This window comes from Flavobacterium piscisymbiosum, from assembly GCF_020905295.1.
Lineage (GTDB): Bacteria > Bacteroidota > Bacteroidia > Flavobacteriales > Flavobacteriaceae > Flavobacterium > Flavobacterium piscisymbiosum.
This window is the reverse complement of the sequence record NZ_JAJJMM010000001.1, coordinates 5,478,339-5,495,911: the sequence shown is the minus strand read 5'-3', so window position 1 is coordinate 5,495,911 and position 17,573 is coordinate 5,478,339. Positions and strand designations below refer to the sequence as shown.

Here is a 17,573-nt window from a genome sequence, read left to right as displayed (position 1 = left end):
ACAATGTGTTAATTTTTACCGACTTAGAAAATGAATTTAAAAGTTAAAGTTTATTCTAAAATTTTGTTTTTGACCTCTTTGCTGTAATTTCTACCTATCGGAATGGTGTAGGATTGTATCTGGATGCGGTTTCCTTCGATAGATTTTACCTTGTTTAGCGCAATTACGTAAGATTTATGGATGCGCAAAAAGCGATCTGCGGGTAATTCTTCTGACAAAGATGTGAGTGATTTATGGGTAATGTAGGTTTTATCCGGAGTAACTACTTTGATGTATTCCTTCATTCCTTCGACAAATAGAATTTCTTCTATATTAATTTTCATCATCTTTTTGTCGACCTTGATGAAAATATGAGAGTCGCCTTTTGTGGTTTCGACTTTGATATTGTTTTTTAAATTGTATTCGGTAGTAATTTTATTAATGCATTTTATAAATCGCGGCAGCGGGATAGGTTTTACTAAATAATCCAGAACATCAAGATCGTAGCTTTCTGCAGCAAATTCCCTAAAAGCGGTAGTAATGATAACTTTGGTTTTGTTTTCGATTAAACTAATAAGTTCAAAACCTGTCATCATAGGCATATTGATGTCCAGAAATACGGCATCGACAGTAGTACTGTTTATAAAATCAAGTGCTTCCAGAGAATTATTGAATGTGCCAATTACCTCAAAGTCTGTAAAATTTGTAAAATAATTTTGCAGGACTTTGATCGCCAATGGCTCATCGTCAATCAACACGCATTTAATCTTCATTATCAATAGGTATTTGCAAACGGATTATATAGTAGTTTAGTTTTGTTGTATGTTTTAAACTGAAATCGTTTTTGTAAATTAATTTTAATCTTTTCTTGGTATTTACTAAACCAATTCCGCCTTTGGTATTAAGATTTTGTGAATTTACAAAATTATTTAGGATTTCAAAATCTAACATTTTATTGTCGATAACTTTACAATTAATCTTAATTTTTAGATTATTGTTGTTGATTCCTCCGTGTTTAAAGGCGTTTTCGACCAATGAAATGAATATTAGAGGAGGTACAACAATATCTTCTATATTCGATTCGAGATTGACCGTAACTTCTACATTCTCAAAGCGTAACTTCTCGATTTCGATATAATTCTGGATGTAATCAATTTCTTTAATTAATGGAACAAATTTGGTGCCTTTTACATCATATAAAACATATTCCATCAAATTTGATAGTTTTATAATAACATCCGGAACCTTATCTGAAGATTCTAATGATAAAGCGTAGAGATTATTTAGTGTATTGAAAAAGAAATGCGGCTGAATTTGATTTTCAAGATATTTCAGTTTGATTTTGAACTGGTTTTCTCTTAATGATCTGTTTCGTTCTCTTTCTCGAAGCCATGTTAAGGTCAAATAAACAGATGAAGCCATAGCCAGCACATATAACTCTCCTATGCAAACTGCCAGAATATGATTAATATCAAAAGGATGATATTCTCTATTGGCTTCCGGCCAGATGTTTTCGGATATAATATAATAGGTCAAAGCTGTTTTTAGCAGATAGATTCCAAAAAGGCTTGCTATTAATGCGAGGGTATAGGGAATGTATTTTTGTTTCAATACATATTTGGGTACCAAAACAAAAAGGTTAAAATAGACTAACGGAATGTGCAGGGAGAATTCAATTAAGTTCGATTTGAACGAATAGGGGTAATCATTAAAGTAAGCTCCCCATCGCAAAAAGTTAAGAGTGAAGTAGCTGCCCCAAAACCAAACATGATTTTTAAGCTTAATATCAAATTTTAATTTTTGGATTTCGGTCAACTTTAATTTGGTGATTTAGGGTTGTATAATTTCTTGGTGGGAAATATTGTGCAACTTTAAACAATTACTGGGTAAAACACAATTCTTTTGAATAAAATTTTATAAAAAAAGACATATTTTATATTATTTATGTGGGATATCGTTTTCGTAAAACATATTGTTGATTGTTTTGTGTCGTTCGTTTAAGGTTTTGTGCTGTATGTTTAAAATGTTTTATTTATGTTAATTTTAACAATAAATTTATCGCTTAACCAACAAAACCATGTTAAAATGAAAAGAATTATGTTAATCTTTATGGTTGTATTTACGGCGCAGCTCTCGCTTGCTCAGGTAAAAACAGTCAAAGGCTTAGTTAGCGATCAAAACGGATTGCCGCTGCCGGGAGTAAGTATTATTATTCAGGGTACGAAAACCGCAACCCAGTCTGATTATGACGGAAAATTTACGATACAAGCATCTGCAGGAGATGTGCTTGTTTTTTCGTTTATCGGAATCAAAACTGAGAAAGTTACTGTAACACAATCAGCTACAGTAAATGTTGTGCTCACAGAAGATGCACAAAATCTAAACGAAGTTGTTGTTACCGCATTAGGTATCAAGAGACAGAAAAAAGAATTGGGTTATGCAGTTCAGGACATTAAAGGTGATCAGCTTAATAAGGTGATTACAACAAATGTAGCGTCGGCACTTTCAGGTAAAATTGCCGGTGTTGATATTTCTATGCCTGCCACAGGAGTTGGAGGAAGCTCCAGAGTTATTATTAGAGGAATTTCAAGTATAGGTGAGAGTAACCAGCCACTTTATATTGTTGATGGAGTTCCTATTGATAACTCAGGTTTGAATAATGACACTGCCGGAGCCAGTAAATGGTTCGACGGAAGAGATAACGGAGACGGAATTTCAAGTCTTAACCCAAATGATATTGAAAGTCTTACTGTATTAAAAGGTGCAGCTGCATCAGCTTTATATGGTTCAAGAGCGTTAAACGGGGTAATTTTAATTACAACTAAAAAAGGAAGCAAAGGAAAATTACAAGTCGAATTAATGAGTGGTGTTAGTTTTGACCGTGTAAATGCAAAATATGATGATTTTCAAACTGAATATGGTACGGGAGGTCATGGAGTTTTGCCAGATCCTACAAAAGCACCTAGTGAAGTTTACGGATATACGACCAGTGCCTGGGGACCTAAATTTTCAAATAGTGTAGGAACACAAGTAAAAATATTTGATGGTTCTATGCGACCTTACGCAAGAGTTGAAAATAATATTCAGGATTTTTTCAAGACCGGTGTTACAACAACAAACGGAATTGCACTTTCTGGAGGAAGTGAAAATGCATTTCTTCGTTTTGGATTTAATAACTTAAAAAATGATGATGTTGTTCCTAATTCTGGTTTAGAAAGAAACAATGCTAGTTTAAACGTGACATTAAAATCAGATAAATTTACTTTAGATGCTAATGTAAATTATATGGTAGAGACTACAAATAACCGACCTGGACTGGGTGATTCACCAAACAATGTGGGGTATTCTTTAAGTGGTCTGGCGCCAAATATTGATCAGGCGTGGTTGAAAAATTATGGAAATCCGGAGACTGGAGAAGTTTATAAATGGAACAATAATATTTATCAATTGAATCCTTATTTAACTGTAGATGCAAACCACAATACTTCTAAGAAAAATCGTTTTACCGGGAATGTTGCCGGAACGTATCAACTAGAAAAATGGGTTGCGCTGACTTTTAGAACTGGTTTAGATACTTACATTTTTGATTCTAAAGATTTTATGGTGCCTGGAAGTACATGGCCTGGAAGAGATACTGGTTATCTTAGAGTAGGTGATATCACCGTTTCTGAAATGAATACGGATATCATTGCGACTTTTAGCGGAATTAAATTAGCTAATGATCTGACTTTTTCAGGAATTTTAGGAGCAACCAGAAGAGATTTTAGAAGATCTGAAAATTCTAGTGAGGGAACCAATATTATTCAGCCGGGAACAGAGTTTATTAGTAATTTTTCAACGCAGACAATAAATGCACCAATAGAAACAAGAACAAGAACAAATTCTGTTTACGGTTCTGCAAAATTGGATTATAAAGGGTATCTATATGCTGAGTTTACAGGAAGAAATGACTGGTTTAGCGTTATTAATAAGGATGCTTTCTATCCTGGAGCTTCATTAGGATTTGTATTCTCGGATGCATTTAACATTCAGGGTGATACTTTTTCTTATGGAAAATTAAGAGCTTCGTGGGCAAAAGTTTCTAATGCTCCGGGGGCTTATAAAAATGCATTAAACTATACTACTTATTCTTCTTACGACGGACAAAGTGTGGTAAATGTTAAGAATACATCGGCACCAAATGCAAACCTGACTTTTCAAACGAAAAAAGGAATCGAGTTTGGTTTAGAAACAGCTTTCTTTAAAAATAGATTAAAAGCTGATATAACTGTGTATCGTGAAGATACATCTGATCAAACTCTTGATTTAGCATCTTCATCAACATCAGGATATGAATATCTTTCTGTAAATGCCGGTGAATTGCGTAACGAAGGTATTGAGGTCTTTTTATCTGGTTCACCAATAAAAACGAAAGACTTTGAATGGGGAATTGACTTAAACTATTCGAGAAATAAAAACTCAATTCTTTCTTTACATCCTGAAATTAATACATACACAATTTCTGAGGCTCGTTGGGCTAACGCAGCGATTGTTGCTCAGGTTGGTGGAAAATACGGTACTATCATTGGAAGAGATTTTGAAAGAACACCTTCAGGAGAAATGATTGTAAATGCACAAGGTATGCCTGTATATACAGATAATAAAGTAGTTTTAGGAAAAGGAGTTCCGGATTGGGCAGCGGGTTTAACCAATAGATTTACTTATAAAGGAATCACGCTTCAGTTTTTATTAGATATGAAATTTGGTATGGATGTATATTCTATGACAAATTCAGTTGCTGCAATGAGAGGATTATTAGATGTTACTACAGAGGGAAGAGATGCGTATATCGCTGCAAGAACACAAGCTGCTGCAAATGATCCTAATTTCGACATCAATAGTTGGGTTCCTACAGGTGGTTATGTGGCAAATGGAGTAGTAAATACAGGAACGGCTCAGAATCCTGTTTATGTAAAAAATACCAAACCTGTAGATCCTCAGGAATATTGGAGAAATGTTACAGATGCTACTCCGGCACCATTTATTTATGATGCTTCGTATGTAAAATTAAGAGAGGTAAGTTTAGGGTATAATATACCTAAAAGTGTTTTTGGCGGAGCAAAAATAAACTCAATTTATGTTTCTGTATTTGGAAGAAACTTATTGACATTCAATAAAGATTTACCAAACATTGATCCGGAGTCTATGTATACTTCAGGAAACGGACAAGGTTTTGAATATGGTTCATTACCATCAAGACAATCGTATGGTTTTAATATTAAAATTACATTCTAAAAAAGTAGATTATGAAAATCAAATATATAATAGCCATGCTTGCAGTTTTTACGGTAGTTGGCTGTACAGAAAATTTTGACGAACTGGAAAAAGACCCTGTGGCGTTATCTGCAAATCCGGCAGGTCAGCTTTCATTTACCCAATTGTGTATGTCTGGAGATGGATACTATCAACATAGAACCAATTTAATATATGCCGGAGGTTTTGTACAGCATTACTCTGGTTCCTGGGCAGTAACAAACTACGGTGGTAAATTTAATAATTCAGAGGAATATGCGGTAGCTTTATGGAGAAACGTATATGCTCATGAAATGAAAAGTGTTGTAGATATTCTGGATGTAACCGGAAAAGATGCTTCGGCTGTAAATATGAATGCAGTTGCTAAAATTATGAAAGTAATGGTGGCACAGCGATTAACAGATATTTATGGAGATGTACCTTATTCAGAAGCAGGTCTGGCTTTTTCTAAAGGAATTGTAACGCCTAAATATGATAAACAACAAGATATTTATGCTTCATTTTTTAGAGAACTAGAAGAAGCCTATAATCAATTAAATGTTGGAAAAGATCTAATAAAAGGAGATTTATTTTATAAAGGCGATGTTTCAAAATGGAAAAAATTAGCCAACACTATGCGTTTGCGTGCGGCGATGAGAATTTCTGAAGTAAGCCCGGCCGAAGCAGAAAAACAAGCAAAAGCAGCATTGCAAAATGGCGTTTTTGAAAGCAATGATGATAACTGTATTATGCAACATTTAGATTTTCCTTTTAGTGATGATCCTGCCAGATTGGACTATAGAGGAAACGGATTGTCTTATGGTTTTATAGGAAATGAGCAGGGAGATCATTTTAGTTCATTACTAATAGATTATTTAAAAAATAACGGAGATCCAAGATTGACTATGATCGCTACTCCTAAAACCAGTAGTAGTATAGTTGCGGGTGCGCCACTGCAACCGGGAGAAACATTGTACGAAGGGGTTAAACCGGGAGTGTTTAGATGGGAGCTTTCCGGAGGATCAAATTCAGCATCTGGTATACAACCTTATTTAAAATTAAGAACAACTCCGTTCTTGCACGTAAGTTATTCAGAAAGCCAATTGTTATTAGCAGAAGCTGCTTTTAGAGGATGGGTTTCAGGTTCTGCTGCAGAATATTACAAAAAAGGTGTTGAGGCAGGAATTAAACAATTGTCTATTTATGGTGCGGCTCCTGCAAGTCAGGCAAGCATTGATGCTTATGTAAATGCGAAACCTTTATTGCCGGGTACAGAAAAAGAACAAATTGGAACACAAATTTGGATTACCTATCTATTTAATAGTATTGAAGGATACTCGAACTGGAGAAGAACAGGATATCCTCACTTAATACCAATAACAAATTCAGATTCAGGAACTGGTGGTATTGTGCCAACACGTTTGTACTATCCAAGTGATGAACTACAAAAAAATGAAAAAAATTATCAGGAAGCTTTAGCTAGATTAGGAGGAAAGAATGACTGGTTTGGTAAAGTTTGGTGGGATGTAAACTAAAAAATAAGTCTCAAATATAAAGTTATGCCTAATAAGGTGTTATTTTCATTCTAATTAAAATTAAAAACAACAAGTTTAAATTAAAAATTATGATAAAAAATAAAGCCTTGTTAGGCATCCTTTTTTTTATAAGTTCTCTTTTTTCAGCATACAGTTGTTCGACAGAAAAACAATCAGATCCTGAAAATTCAAAAACAAAAACAGCAAGAGTTGTAGGTTATTTATCTTCGGATAATTTCGGTAAAATGACTTCTATTCAATTTTGTCAATTAACACATCTTAATATAGCGTTTGCAAATCCGGATAAAAATGGCAATATATTATTTAACGGAGATCTTGATGGTTTGGTTAAATATGCAAAATCCGTTAATCCTAAAATTATAATTAGTATTTCACTCGCCGGTGGAGTCATATCAGAAGAACTGGCATCAAATTGGTCTTTTTTAATAGATAAGCCAGAAAACAGGCCAGCTTTAATTCAGAACATCGTCAGCTTTGTCGAAGTGCATCAGTTGGATGGAGTAGATGTCGATCTCGAATGGAACGCTGTAACCTCAGGATATAGTGGTTTTGTAATTGAATTAAAAAAGAGCCTTACAGAGCATAAAAAATTATTAACAGCAGCTTTGCCTAATAATTCCCGTTTCGAAAATATAACTCAGGAAGCATTAAATGCATTCGACTTTATTAATATAATGGCTTACGATAGTACTGGGCCATGGTCTCCTGATAAGCCAGGGCAGCACAGTTCTTTTGAGTTTGCCAAAGAAGGAATTGATTTTTGGCATAAACTTCAAAATGTACCCACTGATAAATTAACGCTTGGTGTGCCTTTTTACGGTTACAATTTTACTTATCCTGATGTTACAAGTTCAACTTATAATGAGATTATACTAGCAGGAACTCAATTTGCAGATCAGGACGAACTGGGTAAAATATATTACAACGGAAAATCTACGATTGCTAAAAAAGTAGAATTTGCTTCTCAAAACACTGGAGGAATAATGATTTGGGAAATAGCTCAGGATTCTTTTGGCGAATATTCTTTATTAGATGTAATCCATAAAAAATATACAAGCTTAAAAGTAAAGACTACAGGATTGTGTGGCAACTAAATTCAAAAAATATATAAATACAGGTTCTTTAAATTAATAAGATTTTAACTATTCTAAAATTTCTGTTTTATTGAATAATTACCCTTTTTTAAAGTGTTTTTTGTTGTAAAACTCACATTATTAGGTTTTTATTGTAAATGATGATTTTTCAGTAAATAAGTAAAATGTCTGCGTAAAATATTAATAAATAGGATAAATACAATCTATATATCAATTTGAAAACGTTTTCGTGAAACGTATTGTTGATTGTTTTATGTCGTTGGTTTAAAATTTGAAGCTGTTTGTATAAATTATTTTTTTTAACAATCCCTTAAGAATAAATTTACACCATAACTAACAAAATAAATAAACATGAAAAAAATTTTCTTAATCTTTATGATTGTTTTTACGGCGCAAGTTTCTCTTGCACAAGTAAAGAGTGTCAAAGGTGTGATTACAGATTCTGATGGGTTGCCGTTGCCAGGGGCGTCCGTTGCAGTACAAGGAGGTCAAAAAGGTGCTACTACCGATTTTGATGGTTTGTACACAGTTGAAGTACAAAAAGGACAGACTTTAGTTTTTACTTATGTAGGTCTTGAAACTCAAAAAATAGTTGTAGGCGATGCCGCTACAATTAATGTTAAAATGGCTGTTGCAGCATCAAATGCTCTTACGGAGGTTGTTGTAACTTCATTAGGTCTTAAGAAAACTAGAAAATCATTAACTTATTCGGCTCAGGAACTTAAAGGAGAAGAACTAACTCGTGTAAAAGATGCCAACGTTATCAATACAATTGCTGGTAAAATTGCCGGTGTTGCTGTAACAAAAAGTTCTGGAGGTACTGGAGGATCTACTAAGGTACTTATCCGTGGTAACTCTTCTATTATGAACAGCCAGCCACTTTACGTTATTGATGGTATTCCTTTATATAATGGTTCTTCAAATCAGCAGGGTAATTATAATGCTTCAAACGATTCATTTGGTAGTACTGCCGGAGGTAACCGTGATGGAGGAGATGTTGTTTCTTTGATTAATCCAGACGACTACGAAGGAATGACTGTACTTAAAGGTGCAGCAGCTTCTGTATTATACGGATCTCAGGGAGCAAATGGAGTTATCTTATTGTCTTCTAAAAAGACGAAAGAAAACACATCTAATTTAGCTGTGTCTTCTGTTACTACTTTTGAATCTGTTCATTCATTACCAGAATTTCAGTATGAATATGGAACAGCAAATGCACAAAAATCTTGGGGAGGAAAAGTATCATCAAATGATTTTGTAAAAGACTTCTTTAATACGGGAGTTACACAAATTACTTCTGCTGCCTTTACAACTGGAACAGATGTTTCTTCAACAAGTTTATCTTACGCTAACACATCTGCTTCAGGAGTTATTGAAGGGAACGGCTTAAAGAAAAACAACTTTGGAATCCGCCAGACAGGTAAATTTTTCGATAATAAATTAACTGTTTCTGCTGATGCAAAATATACAAGCCAAACTATTGATAACAGACCTGTAAACGGACTTTACTCAAACCCATTAACGGGAGTTTATTTGTTCCAAAGAGGAAATGACTTTAATTATTATAAAGATAATTTCGAAACATTTATTCCTTCTAGAAACCTATACGGTCAAAACTTTTACAGTGCACCAAATGCTGATATTTATGTTCAGAATCCTTATTGGTTAATCAATAGAAACAAATCTGTTGATAAAGATAATTTCTTCAACGGAAATTTAGCTTTAGAATACAAAGCAAACAATTGGTTAAGCATTGCTGCAAGATATAGCTACAATAGAGTTGAAAACGATTATGATAAAAAGATTTATGCTACAACCAATACTTCTTTATCTAATATAAACGGTAGATATATAAACGTTGGAACATTAAGCACACAGCGTTACGGAGATTTGATTGCTAAAATTAATACTAACTTCAACGAAGATTTTAGCTTTAATGCTATCGTAGGAGCAAGTATCAATAACACATTAGCAAATCAATCGACTACTTTAGATTCTGGTATTGTTGGCGGACTTGTTAACGCTAACTTGTTTACATTAGGAAATTTTGGAGAAGCATCAGGACTAGATAATCTAAGTCTTCAGGCTACAGGTTCTTCCAGAGAAGTTCAGTCGATCTTTGGTTCTGCAACTTTTGGTTATAAAAACATGTTATATTTAGACGTTACAGGACGTAACGACTGGTCCTCTACTTTAGTAAATACAGATACAGGGTCATATTTTTATCCATCTGTAGGGGTTACAGCTCTTTTAAGCGAAATGACTACTATGCCAGACTGGATTAACTTCGGAAAAGTGAGAGGAACATATGCTCAAGTGGGTAATGACGTTTCTGCTTTCGTAACTTCACCGAAATCAACTGTTCAAGGAGGTAACCTTATTCCTCCTACGGTAGGACCAAGACCAGGTGATGGATTAAAACCAGAACTAAAATCAGAATTTGAATTTGGTACTGAGTGGAGAATGTTTAATAACAGATTAGGTTTTGAAATTTCGTATTACAATTCAGAAACTAAAAATCAATACATTCAGATTCCTGCACCTGCAACAAATCCTTACGGTTATACGAATTACGGAATTAATGCAGGAAGTATCGAAAACAAAGGTTTTGAGGTTGTTCTTACCGGAAAAATCATTGCCGGAGATAAATTTTCATGGGATACAACAATCAACTATTCTCAAAACAGAAATAAAGTTAAAGAAATTCCTGAGGAATTAGGAGGTACAATTCCATTGACTCCTGTAAACAATATCAATTACAGATATGTTTTAACTGAAGGAAAACCATTTGGAGTTATTGAAGGAAAACATATTGTCAAAAACGATCAGGGAGAAATTGTTTTAGATGATAAAGGAAATGTAGCGTTAGAAGCTGGATTGCGCGAAGTAGGTAATGCAAATCCTGATTTTATGTTAGGATGGTCAAACACATTTAAATTTGGAGCTTTTACAGCGAACTTCTTAATAGACGGACGTTTTGGTGGTGATGTAATGAGTATTACAGAATCTATGAATGATTTTTATGGAGTATCAAAAAGAAGTGGAGATGCAAGAAATGCAGGTGGTGTTGCTGTAAATGCAGTGAAACCTGATGGTACAAAAGTAACGTCTATGCCTGCTGAGCAATATTATACTACAGTTGCCGGGGTTAATGGTGCTACAGCTGAATATGTATATGATGCTACAAATGTAAGTTTAAGAGAGGTTTCATTAGGTTATACTTTTAATAAAAAAGTACTTCCATTTGTGAATACAGCAACTTTATCATTAATCGCAAGAAATTTATTCTTTATTTATAAAGATGCACCATTTGATCCAAACATTGCTTTAAGTACAGGTCAAGGTTTACAAGGAGTTGATATTTATGGTTTACCATCAACTAGAAGTATTGGTCTTAATTTAAATGTAACTTTCTAATTTAAAATATCATGAAAACAAATAATATAAAAAAATCATTAATCTGTTTTGGTCTTTTAGCCTTGGTTGGTTGTACAGATAATTTTGATCAGGTTAATAGTAATCCTGATGGTTTTACTTATGAGGAAACAACACAGGACTTTAACCATATTAATGGTCCTTTTAAAACCATGTTCGATAACGTAATGGTAAATGTTCCGGGTTGGAAATACCAGGTAGCGAATGACTTATCTGCAAATAACTGGGGCGGATACACCGCGGCTCCGGGTTTTGATGGAGCTAATAACCTTTCGTATGCAATTTCTGATAACTGGAATATTTGGTGCTGGGAAGCTGCTTATGCACAAGTTATGGCAAATTTCTATAAAGTAGAAAGAGAATCTAAAGGTAAATATGATGAGTTTTATGCTCTTGCCTTAATTATTAAAGTCCAGACTTTACATAAAATGGCAGATGCCTGGGGACCAATAGTGTACTCAAAGTTTGGTACTACCGATGCAACAATTGCATACGATTCTCAGGAAGAAGTTTACGGATTTATGTTTAAAGACTTAGACTTTGCCGTAGAAGAATTAACAAAAAGAATCGACGCCGGAGAGAAAAGTTCTTTTACAAATATAGATCGTTCAACATATAAAGGAAGTTATGCAAGATGGGTTATTTATGCTAATTCATTGCGTTTAAGATTAGCGATGCGTATTGTAAAAGTGAGTCCTGCACTAGCTAAAGCAGAAGCTGAAAAAGCGATGAGTCAAAAATTTGGCGTAATGAAATTTGCTTCAGATAGTTTTATCGTTACCAAAAATGTATCGCAACATCCTCTTAATGTAGCATCTGGGGAATATAATGACAGCCGCATGTCTGCAGATATGGAGTCTATCATGGGAGGTTACGACGATCCTAGAATGAAAGTTTATTTTAAAGAATCTATGCAATTTCCTGGACAATACAAAGGAATACGTACTGGAGGAATTATGGGAGATAAAACGTTACATCAGGAATTTTCAAATTTTGGTAAAATAATAAATGAAGACAAACAAGTAGTTTGGCTGAATGCTGCTGAAATTTATTTCTTAAGAGCTGAAGGAGCTTTAAGAGGTTGGAATATGGGCGGTGATGCTGCAACATTGTATAAAGCAGGTATCAATGCATCTTTCGATCAGCTTTCTACTGGTGGTGCTGCTGATTATATTGCAAATAATGTAAAAATGGCTAAAGATTATATAGATCCGGTTGCTTCGTTTAACAATGGTGTAGCTGTAAACAAAGTTACCGTTGCCTGGGATGAAACAGCAAGCAATGAAGTAAAATTGCAAAAAATCATTACTCAAAAATGGATCGCGAACTTTCCTGACGGTTACGAAGCTTGGTCTGATCACCGTAGAACAGGTTACCCTAAATTATTGCCAATTCTTAATAATCAAAGTGCTGGTTTAATTAGTACTGAATTAGGTGTAAGAAGAATGCCTTTTGTTTCTACTGAAAAAGATGGAAACCCTGGAGGGGTAGCAACAGGTCTTGCAAAACTTGGAGGACCTGATACTGGCGGAACTAGAACCTGGTGGGACGTTGATGCTCCAAATTTCTAAAATAAAATATCAAAGAACTATAAGAATTTAAGTTTGGTTAGTAAATGGTATAAGCAATGCGAGTTGCTTATACCATTTCAAAAACCAAAATTGTAAATAGCAAAAAAAAGAAAAAGAAATGAAAAGTGCTTTAGAAATAAAACCTGATATCAGCTATAAAAGTGCGGGAAAATTTGAAGAAACCAGATTTGAGAAAATCCATAATGAAATCTTCAAAAATTCAGCAGAAGCTTCTATAATTGTAGCGCAGGAAATTGCGCAATTAATTAGATCTAAACAAGAAAAAGGAAAATCTTGTGTATTAGGTTTAGCAACAGGTTCTTCTCCTATAAAAGTTTACGAAGAGTTAGTGAGAATGCACAAAGAGGAAGGCCTGAGCTTTAGCAACGTGATTACTTTCAATCTGGATGAATATTATCCAATGACCAAAGAAAACAATCAGAGCTATCATTATTTCATGCATCAGCATCTTTTTAATCATATTGACATCAAACCAGAGAATGTTAATATTCCTGACGGAACGGTACATATTGATGAATTAAACCAATATTGTATTGATTATGAAATGAATATTAAAAACGCCGGAGGTCTTGATTTTCAATTATTAGGAATTGGGCGTACAGGTCACGTGGGTTTCAACGAGCCGGGATCGCACATCAATTCAGGAACCAGAATTATTACACTGGATCATATTACAAGAGTAGACGCCTCATCAGATTTTAATGGAATCGACAATGTTCCTAAAAGAGCGATTACCATGGGAGTTTCTACGATCATGAGATCGAAGAGAATCGTACTTATGGCTTGGGGACAAAACAAAGCCGATATCATCAAGAGAACTATTCAGGGGGATATATCTTCAGAAGTTCCTGCTACATTTTTACAAAATCATGCTAATGCGACTTTCGTATTAGACCAGTCTGCAGCATCTGAACTAACGCGTTTCAAAACGCCTTGGCTTGTTGGAGAATGCATTTGGACACAGGAATTAAAAAGCAAAGCGATTGTTTGGTTGTGCCAAAAAACAAAACAATCGATATTAAAATTAACAGACAGAGATTACAACAACAACGGAATGTCTGATCTATTGGCGCAGGAAGGTTCTGCGTATGATTTGAACATCAATATGTTCAACGTATTGCAGCATACCATCACAGGATGGCCGGGTGGAAAACCCAATACCGATGATTCGCATCGTCCAGAAAGAGCCAATCCAGCAAAAAAACGAGTGATTCTTTTTAGTCCACATCCGGATGATGATGTGATTTCTATGGGAGGAACTTTTTCAAAATTGATAAAACAAGGTCACGATGTACATGTAGTATATCAGACCTCCGGAAATATAGCGGTTACAGATGACGAAGCATTAAAATTTGCTGAGGTTGCCAAAGATTTTATTGGCGAAGCCGGTAGCGGAATCAACTTCACATCGGTAATTGAATTCTTAAACAACAAGTCAGAAAACGAGATCGATTCTCTTGAAGTTCGAAAATTAAAAGGATTAATAAGAAGAAGAGAATCTTATGCGGCCACAAGATATATTGGTTTAAAAGATGAGAATACGCACTTTTTAGATCTTCCGTTTTACGAAACAGGACAGGTAAAAAAGAATCCGTTAGGAGCTGAAGATATTGCCATTGTAAAAGATATTATCGCCAAGATAAAACCGCATCAGGTATTTGCAGCCGGAGATTTGGCAGATCCGCACGGAACGCACGAAGTTTGTCTGAATGCGATTTTTGCCGCCATGAAACAATTAAAACCAGAAAAATACATGGATGATTGCTGGTTATGGCTTTATAGAGGAGCCTGGCACGAATGGGACATTCATGAAATTGATATGGCTGTTCCGCTTTCTCCATCAGAAGTATTATTAAAACGTCATGCGATTTTATACCACCAATCTCAAAAAGACAGGGTTATGTTTCAGGGAAATGACTCTAGAGAATTCTGGGTTAGAGCCGAAGACCGTAACAAAAACACTGCGATTTTATACGATGATTTAGGATTGGCAGAATACGAAGCAATCGAAGCTTTTAAACGTTTTGATTACTAGAATAACAATTTAAGATTCGGGTGAGAGCGAATCACATTACAAAATTCAGATTGATTTCATAAGGAAAGTGAGGATTCAATAGAGATCATTCTGAGTTTTGTTTCTTATTTATTTAATACTGTTATCTCCGGATAACATCTTTTTCAAAAACAGTAAAAAATGAAATATTTATTAGTCCTACTATTAGCAGGTGTAACTTCTAGTGCTCAAATTCAAAAAGAGCAGCTAAATCTTATGCCCTGGCCTCAGAGTATTGTTGTAAACGACGGAAATTTTGCTTTAAACAAAAACTTTAAAGTAAACATTACCGGAAATCCTAATCCTCGAATTTTTGGTGGAGTAACTCGTTTTTTACGTCGCTTAGATGGTAGAACCGGTATTTTTTTCGAACAAGGTTTTATTACTAAATTAAATGAAGTTCCAACAGCTTCACTTCAGATCAATTGTACCAAAGCGGGAAAAATTGGTTTGTATGAAGATGAAAGCTATCATTTAGATATCAAACAAAATCAGATTATAATCAATGCAACCAGCGATTTAGGAGCACTTCATGGCCTTGAAACGTTATTGCAAATGTTACAGAATAATAATAACTCATTTTATTTTCCAAACTCAAAAGTTTCAGATTTTCCAAGATTTACCTGGAGAGGTTTAATGATTGATGTTTCAAGACATTTTCAGCCAATTGATGTCATCAAAAGAAATATCGATGGATTGGCTGCTATGAAAATGAATGTTTTTCACTGGCATTTAGTAGACGATCAGGGTTGGAGAATCGAAATGAAAAAACATCGCAAATTGATTGATGTAGCTTCAGATGGAATGTATTACACACAGGAAGAAATCAAAAATATCGTAAAATATGCTGATGAGCGCGGTATTTTGGTTGTTCCGGAAATAGATGTTCCTGGTCATGGATCTGCAATACTTACCGCTTATCCGGAAATAGGAAGCAAAGTGATTACATTGACAGGAGGAACTTCTGAAAAAAATATTCAGGGTACAGCAATTACTACCTATGGAATTGAAAGAAATGCAGGTATTTTTTCGCCAACATTAGATCCTTCAAATCCTAAAACATATCAATTATTAAGTGAAATTTTTGATGAGGTTTGTCCATTATTCCCAGGCGCTTATTTTCATATCGGGGGAGATGAAAACGAGGGTAAAGACTGGGATGCAAACCCAAAAATTCAGGAATTCATGAAGAAAAACAAGTTGGCAAACAATCATGAATTGCAAACTTATTTTACCATGCAATTAGTACCAATGCTTAAAAAACATGGTAAACAATTAATGGGATGGGAAGAAATTTTGACAAAAAACATGTCAAAAGATGCCATTATTCATTCCTGGAGAGGTCCTAACGAAGGAGTTATTGCGGGTCAGTCATTGGTTGATGCAGTAAAAAAAGGATATAAAACAGTTTTATCAAACGGATATTATATCGATTTGATGTACCCAATTGCAAGTCATTATTTGAATGATCCGATGCCAAAAGGAGCCAATTTAACTGCCGAAGAAAAAGCAAGAATATTGGGTGGGGAAGCTACAATGTGGACAGAATTGGTAACGCCAACAACTATAGATTCAAGACTTTGGCCAAGAACAGCTGCAATTGCAGAAAGACTTTGGTCAGCAGAAGATATTACAGATGTAGCCAATATGCGCAAACGTCTTGAAGTAGTTTCTTTTAGATTAGAAGAAATAGGATTAACACACATTCGCAACAAAGATGTGATTTTAAGAAACATCACAAACAATCAAAATATTGCCTCTCTAAATGAGTTCTCGAATGTTTGTGAGCCATTAAAAGGATATACACGTAATAAAGGCGGAACAGAATATCAAATGTATTCTCCGTTTACACTTTTTGCTGATGCTTGCGGACCGGATGCCAAAGATTCTTTAGATTTTGATGATGCAGTAACGCAATATCTGGCCAATAAAACACCGGAAAATAAAGCTAAAGTAGCCTCTTATTTTAATAGATGGATTGCCTTAAATAAAGAATTAGTTGCCCTGAGTGCAAATGCGCCATTAGTACAGCCAATTTTGCCTTTGTCTAAAAAGCTGACAGATGCATCGCAGGAATTATTGCTTGTTTTAGATAATAAATCAACATTAAAAACAGATGATCTAAAAAGCTTAATTGAGCAATGTAATACAAAAGATCATGCAGATGTTGAGCTATCAGTATATGCAAGTCTTAAAAAATTAATTTAAAGAGTTTGGTTTGAGTTAGTATTTAGTAAGTTTTGTTACCATGATTATTAGTAATTTATTTATCTCTACCAGAAGTTTCTGGTAGAGGTGAATATGGTAAAAGCAACTAGATTAAAATCATTAAATCAAATAAAAAATATAGTAACCAAATAAGAAGTATTAACATTTAAAACCAAATAAAACAGAATAAAGCATAAACATGACAAACAAGTATTGAAATTGATAAACCCCAAATTTATCATTGACTAACCTAATTTTTTAAATTAAATAAATATCAATCAGTGCTATTCACTAATGATTATGGAAAATCAGTAATAGTAGTATTTATTTTTAGAAGTAATATGAATTAATCCAATGGGTTGCAATGTTTTCTATTTGCAATTTA

General features: G+C 34.3%; 9 protein-coding genes. 7 read left to right on the top strand and 2 right to left on the bottom strand.

The window, feature by feature from the left end; genetic code table 11:
- Positions 1-50: 50 nt before the first annotated feature.
- Positions 51-752: a LytR/AlgR family response regulator transcription factor gene (locus LNP81_RS23115; RefSeq protein WP_089481263.1), complete on the bottom strand. Its 702-nt coding sequence runs from the start codon at positions 750-752 to the stop codon at positions 51-53.
- Positions 742-1,794 (bottom strand): sensor histidine kinase, encoded by a 1,053-nt coding sequence (locus LNP81_RS23110; RefSeq protein WP_230039630.1) that lies wholly within the window; start codon positions 1,792-1,794, stop codon positions 742-744. The genes LNP81_RS23115 and LNP81_RS23110 overlap by 11 nt, the downstream gene beginning before the upstream one ends.
- Before the next feature lie 270 nt (positions 1,795-2,064).
- Here LNP81_RS23110 and LNP81_RS23105 point away from each other — a divergent pair, with 270 nt between their 5' ends.
- From LNP81_RS23105 to LNP81_RS23075, 7 genes are all read left to right on the top strand, one after another.
- Positions 2,065-5,253, top strand: coding sequence for a SusC/RagA family TonB-linked outer membrane protein (locus LNP81_RS23105; protein WP_230039629.1), 3,189 nt, complete (start codon positions 2,065-2,067; stop codon positions 5,251-5,253).
- Positions 5,254-5,264: 11 nt separating this feature from the next.
- A complete protein-coding gene (locus tag LNP81_RS23100; RefSeq protein WP_230039628.1) occupies positions 5,265-6,785 on the top strand; it encodes a SusD/RagB family nutrient-binding outer membrane lipoprotein in 1,521 nt (506 codons plus the stop codon).
- 89 nt (positions 6,786-6,874) lie between these two features.
- Entirely contained in the window at positions 6,875-7,900 is a 1,026-nt protein-coding gene (locus tag LNP81_RS23095) for a glycosyl hydrolase family 18 protein (protein WP_230039627.1), read from the top strand.
- A 351-nt stretch (positions 7,901-8,251) separates the two neighbouring features.
- Positions 8,252-11,317 (top strand): SusC/RagA family TonB-linked outer membrane protein, encoded by a 3,066-nt coding sequence (locus LNP81_RS23090; protein WP_121319556.1) that lies wholly within the window; start codon positions 8,252-8,254, stop codon positions 11,315-11,317.
- Positions 11,318-11,328: 11 nt separating this feature from the next.
- Positions 11,329-12,906 (top strand): SusD/RagB family nutrient-binding outer membrane lipoprotein, encoded by a 1,578-nt coding sequence (locus LNP81_RS23085; protein ID WP_072965124.1) that lies wholly within the window; start codon positions 11,329-11,331, stop codon positions 12,904-12,906.
- A 118-nt stretch (positions 12,907-13,024) separates the two neighbouring features.
- The gene (nagB, locus tag LNP81_RS23080) at positions 13,025-14,962 is read left to right on the top strand and encodes a glucosamine-6-phosphate deaminase (RefSeq protein WP_230039626.1); all 1,938 of its coding nucleotides are present in this window, start codon (positions 13,025-13,027) and stop codon (positions 14,960-14,962) included.
- A gap of 159 nt (positions 14,963-15,121) precedes the next feature.
- Positions 15,122-17,188: a beta-N-acetylhexosaminidase gene (locus LNP81_RS23075; RefSeq protein ID WP_230039625.1), complete on the top strand. Its 2,067-nt coding sequence runs from the start codon at positions 15,122-15,124 to the stop codon at positions 17,186-17,188.
- The last annotated feature ends 385 nt before the right edge of the window (positions 17,189-17,573 follow it).

What these genes read in the sequence shown, in the direction of transcription:
- LNP81_RS23095 (WP_230039627.1), top strand. Translation starts at nt 6,875, where the DNA reads ATGATAAAAAATAAAGCCTTGTTAGGCATCCTTTTTTTTATAAGTTCT.
- LNP81_RS23090 (WP_121319556.1), top strand. Translation starts at nt 8,252, where the DNA reads ATGAAAAAAATTTTCTTAATCTTTATGATTGTTTTTACGGCGCAAGTT.
- LNP81_RS23100 (WP_230039628.1), top strand. Translation starts at nt 5,265, where the DNA reads ATGAAAATCAAATATATAATAGCCATGCTTGCAGTTTTTACGGTAGTT.
- LNP81_RS23115 (WP_089481263.1), bottom strand. Translation starts at nt 752, where the DNA reads ATGAAGATTAAATGCGTGTTGATTGACGATGAGCCATTGGCGATCAAA.
- LNP81_RS23085 (WP_072965124.1), top strand. Translation starts at nt 11,329, where the DNA reads ATGAAAACAAATAATATAAAAAAATCATTAATCTGTTTTGGTCTTTTA.
- LNP81_RS23075 (WP_230039625.1), top strand. Translation starts at nt 15,122, where the DNA reads ATGAAATATTTATTAGTCCTACTATTAGCAGGTGTAACTTCTAGTGCT.
- nagB (WP_230039626.1), top strand. Translation starts at nt 13,025, where the DNA reads ATGAAAAGTGCTTTAGAAATAAAACCTGATATCAGCTATAAAAGTGCG.
- LNP81_RS23105 (WP_230039629.1), top strand. Translation starts at nt 2,065, where the DNA reads ATGAAAAGAATTATGTTAATCTTTATGGTTGTATTTACGGCGCAGCTC.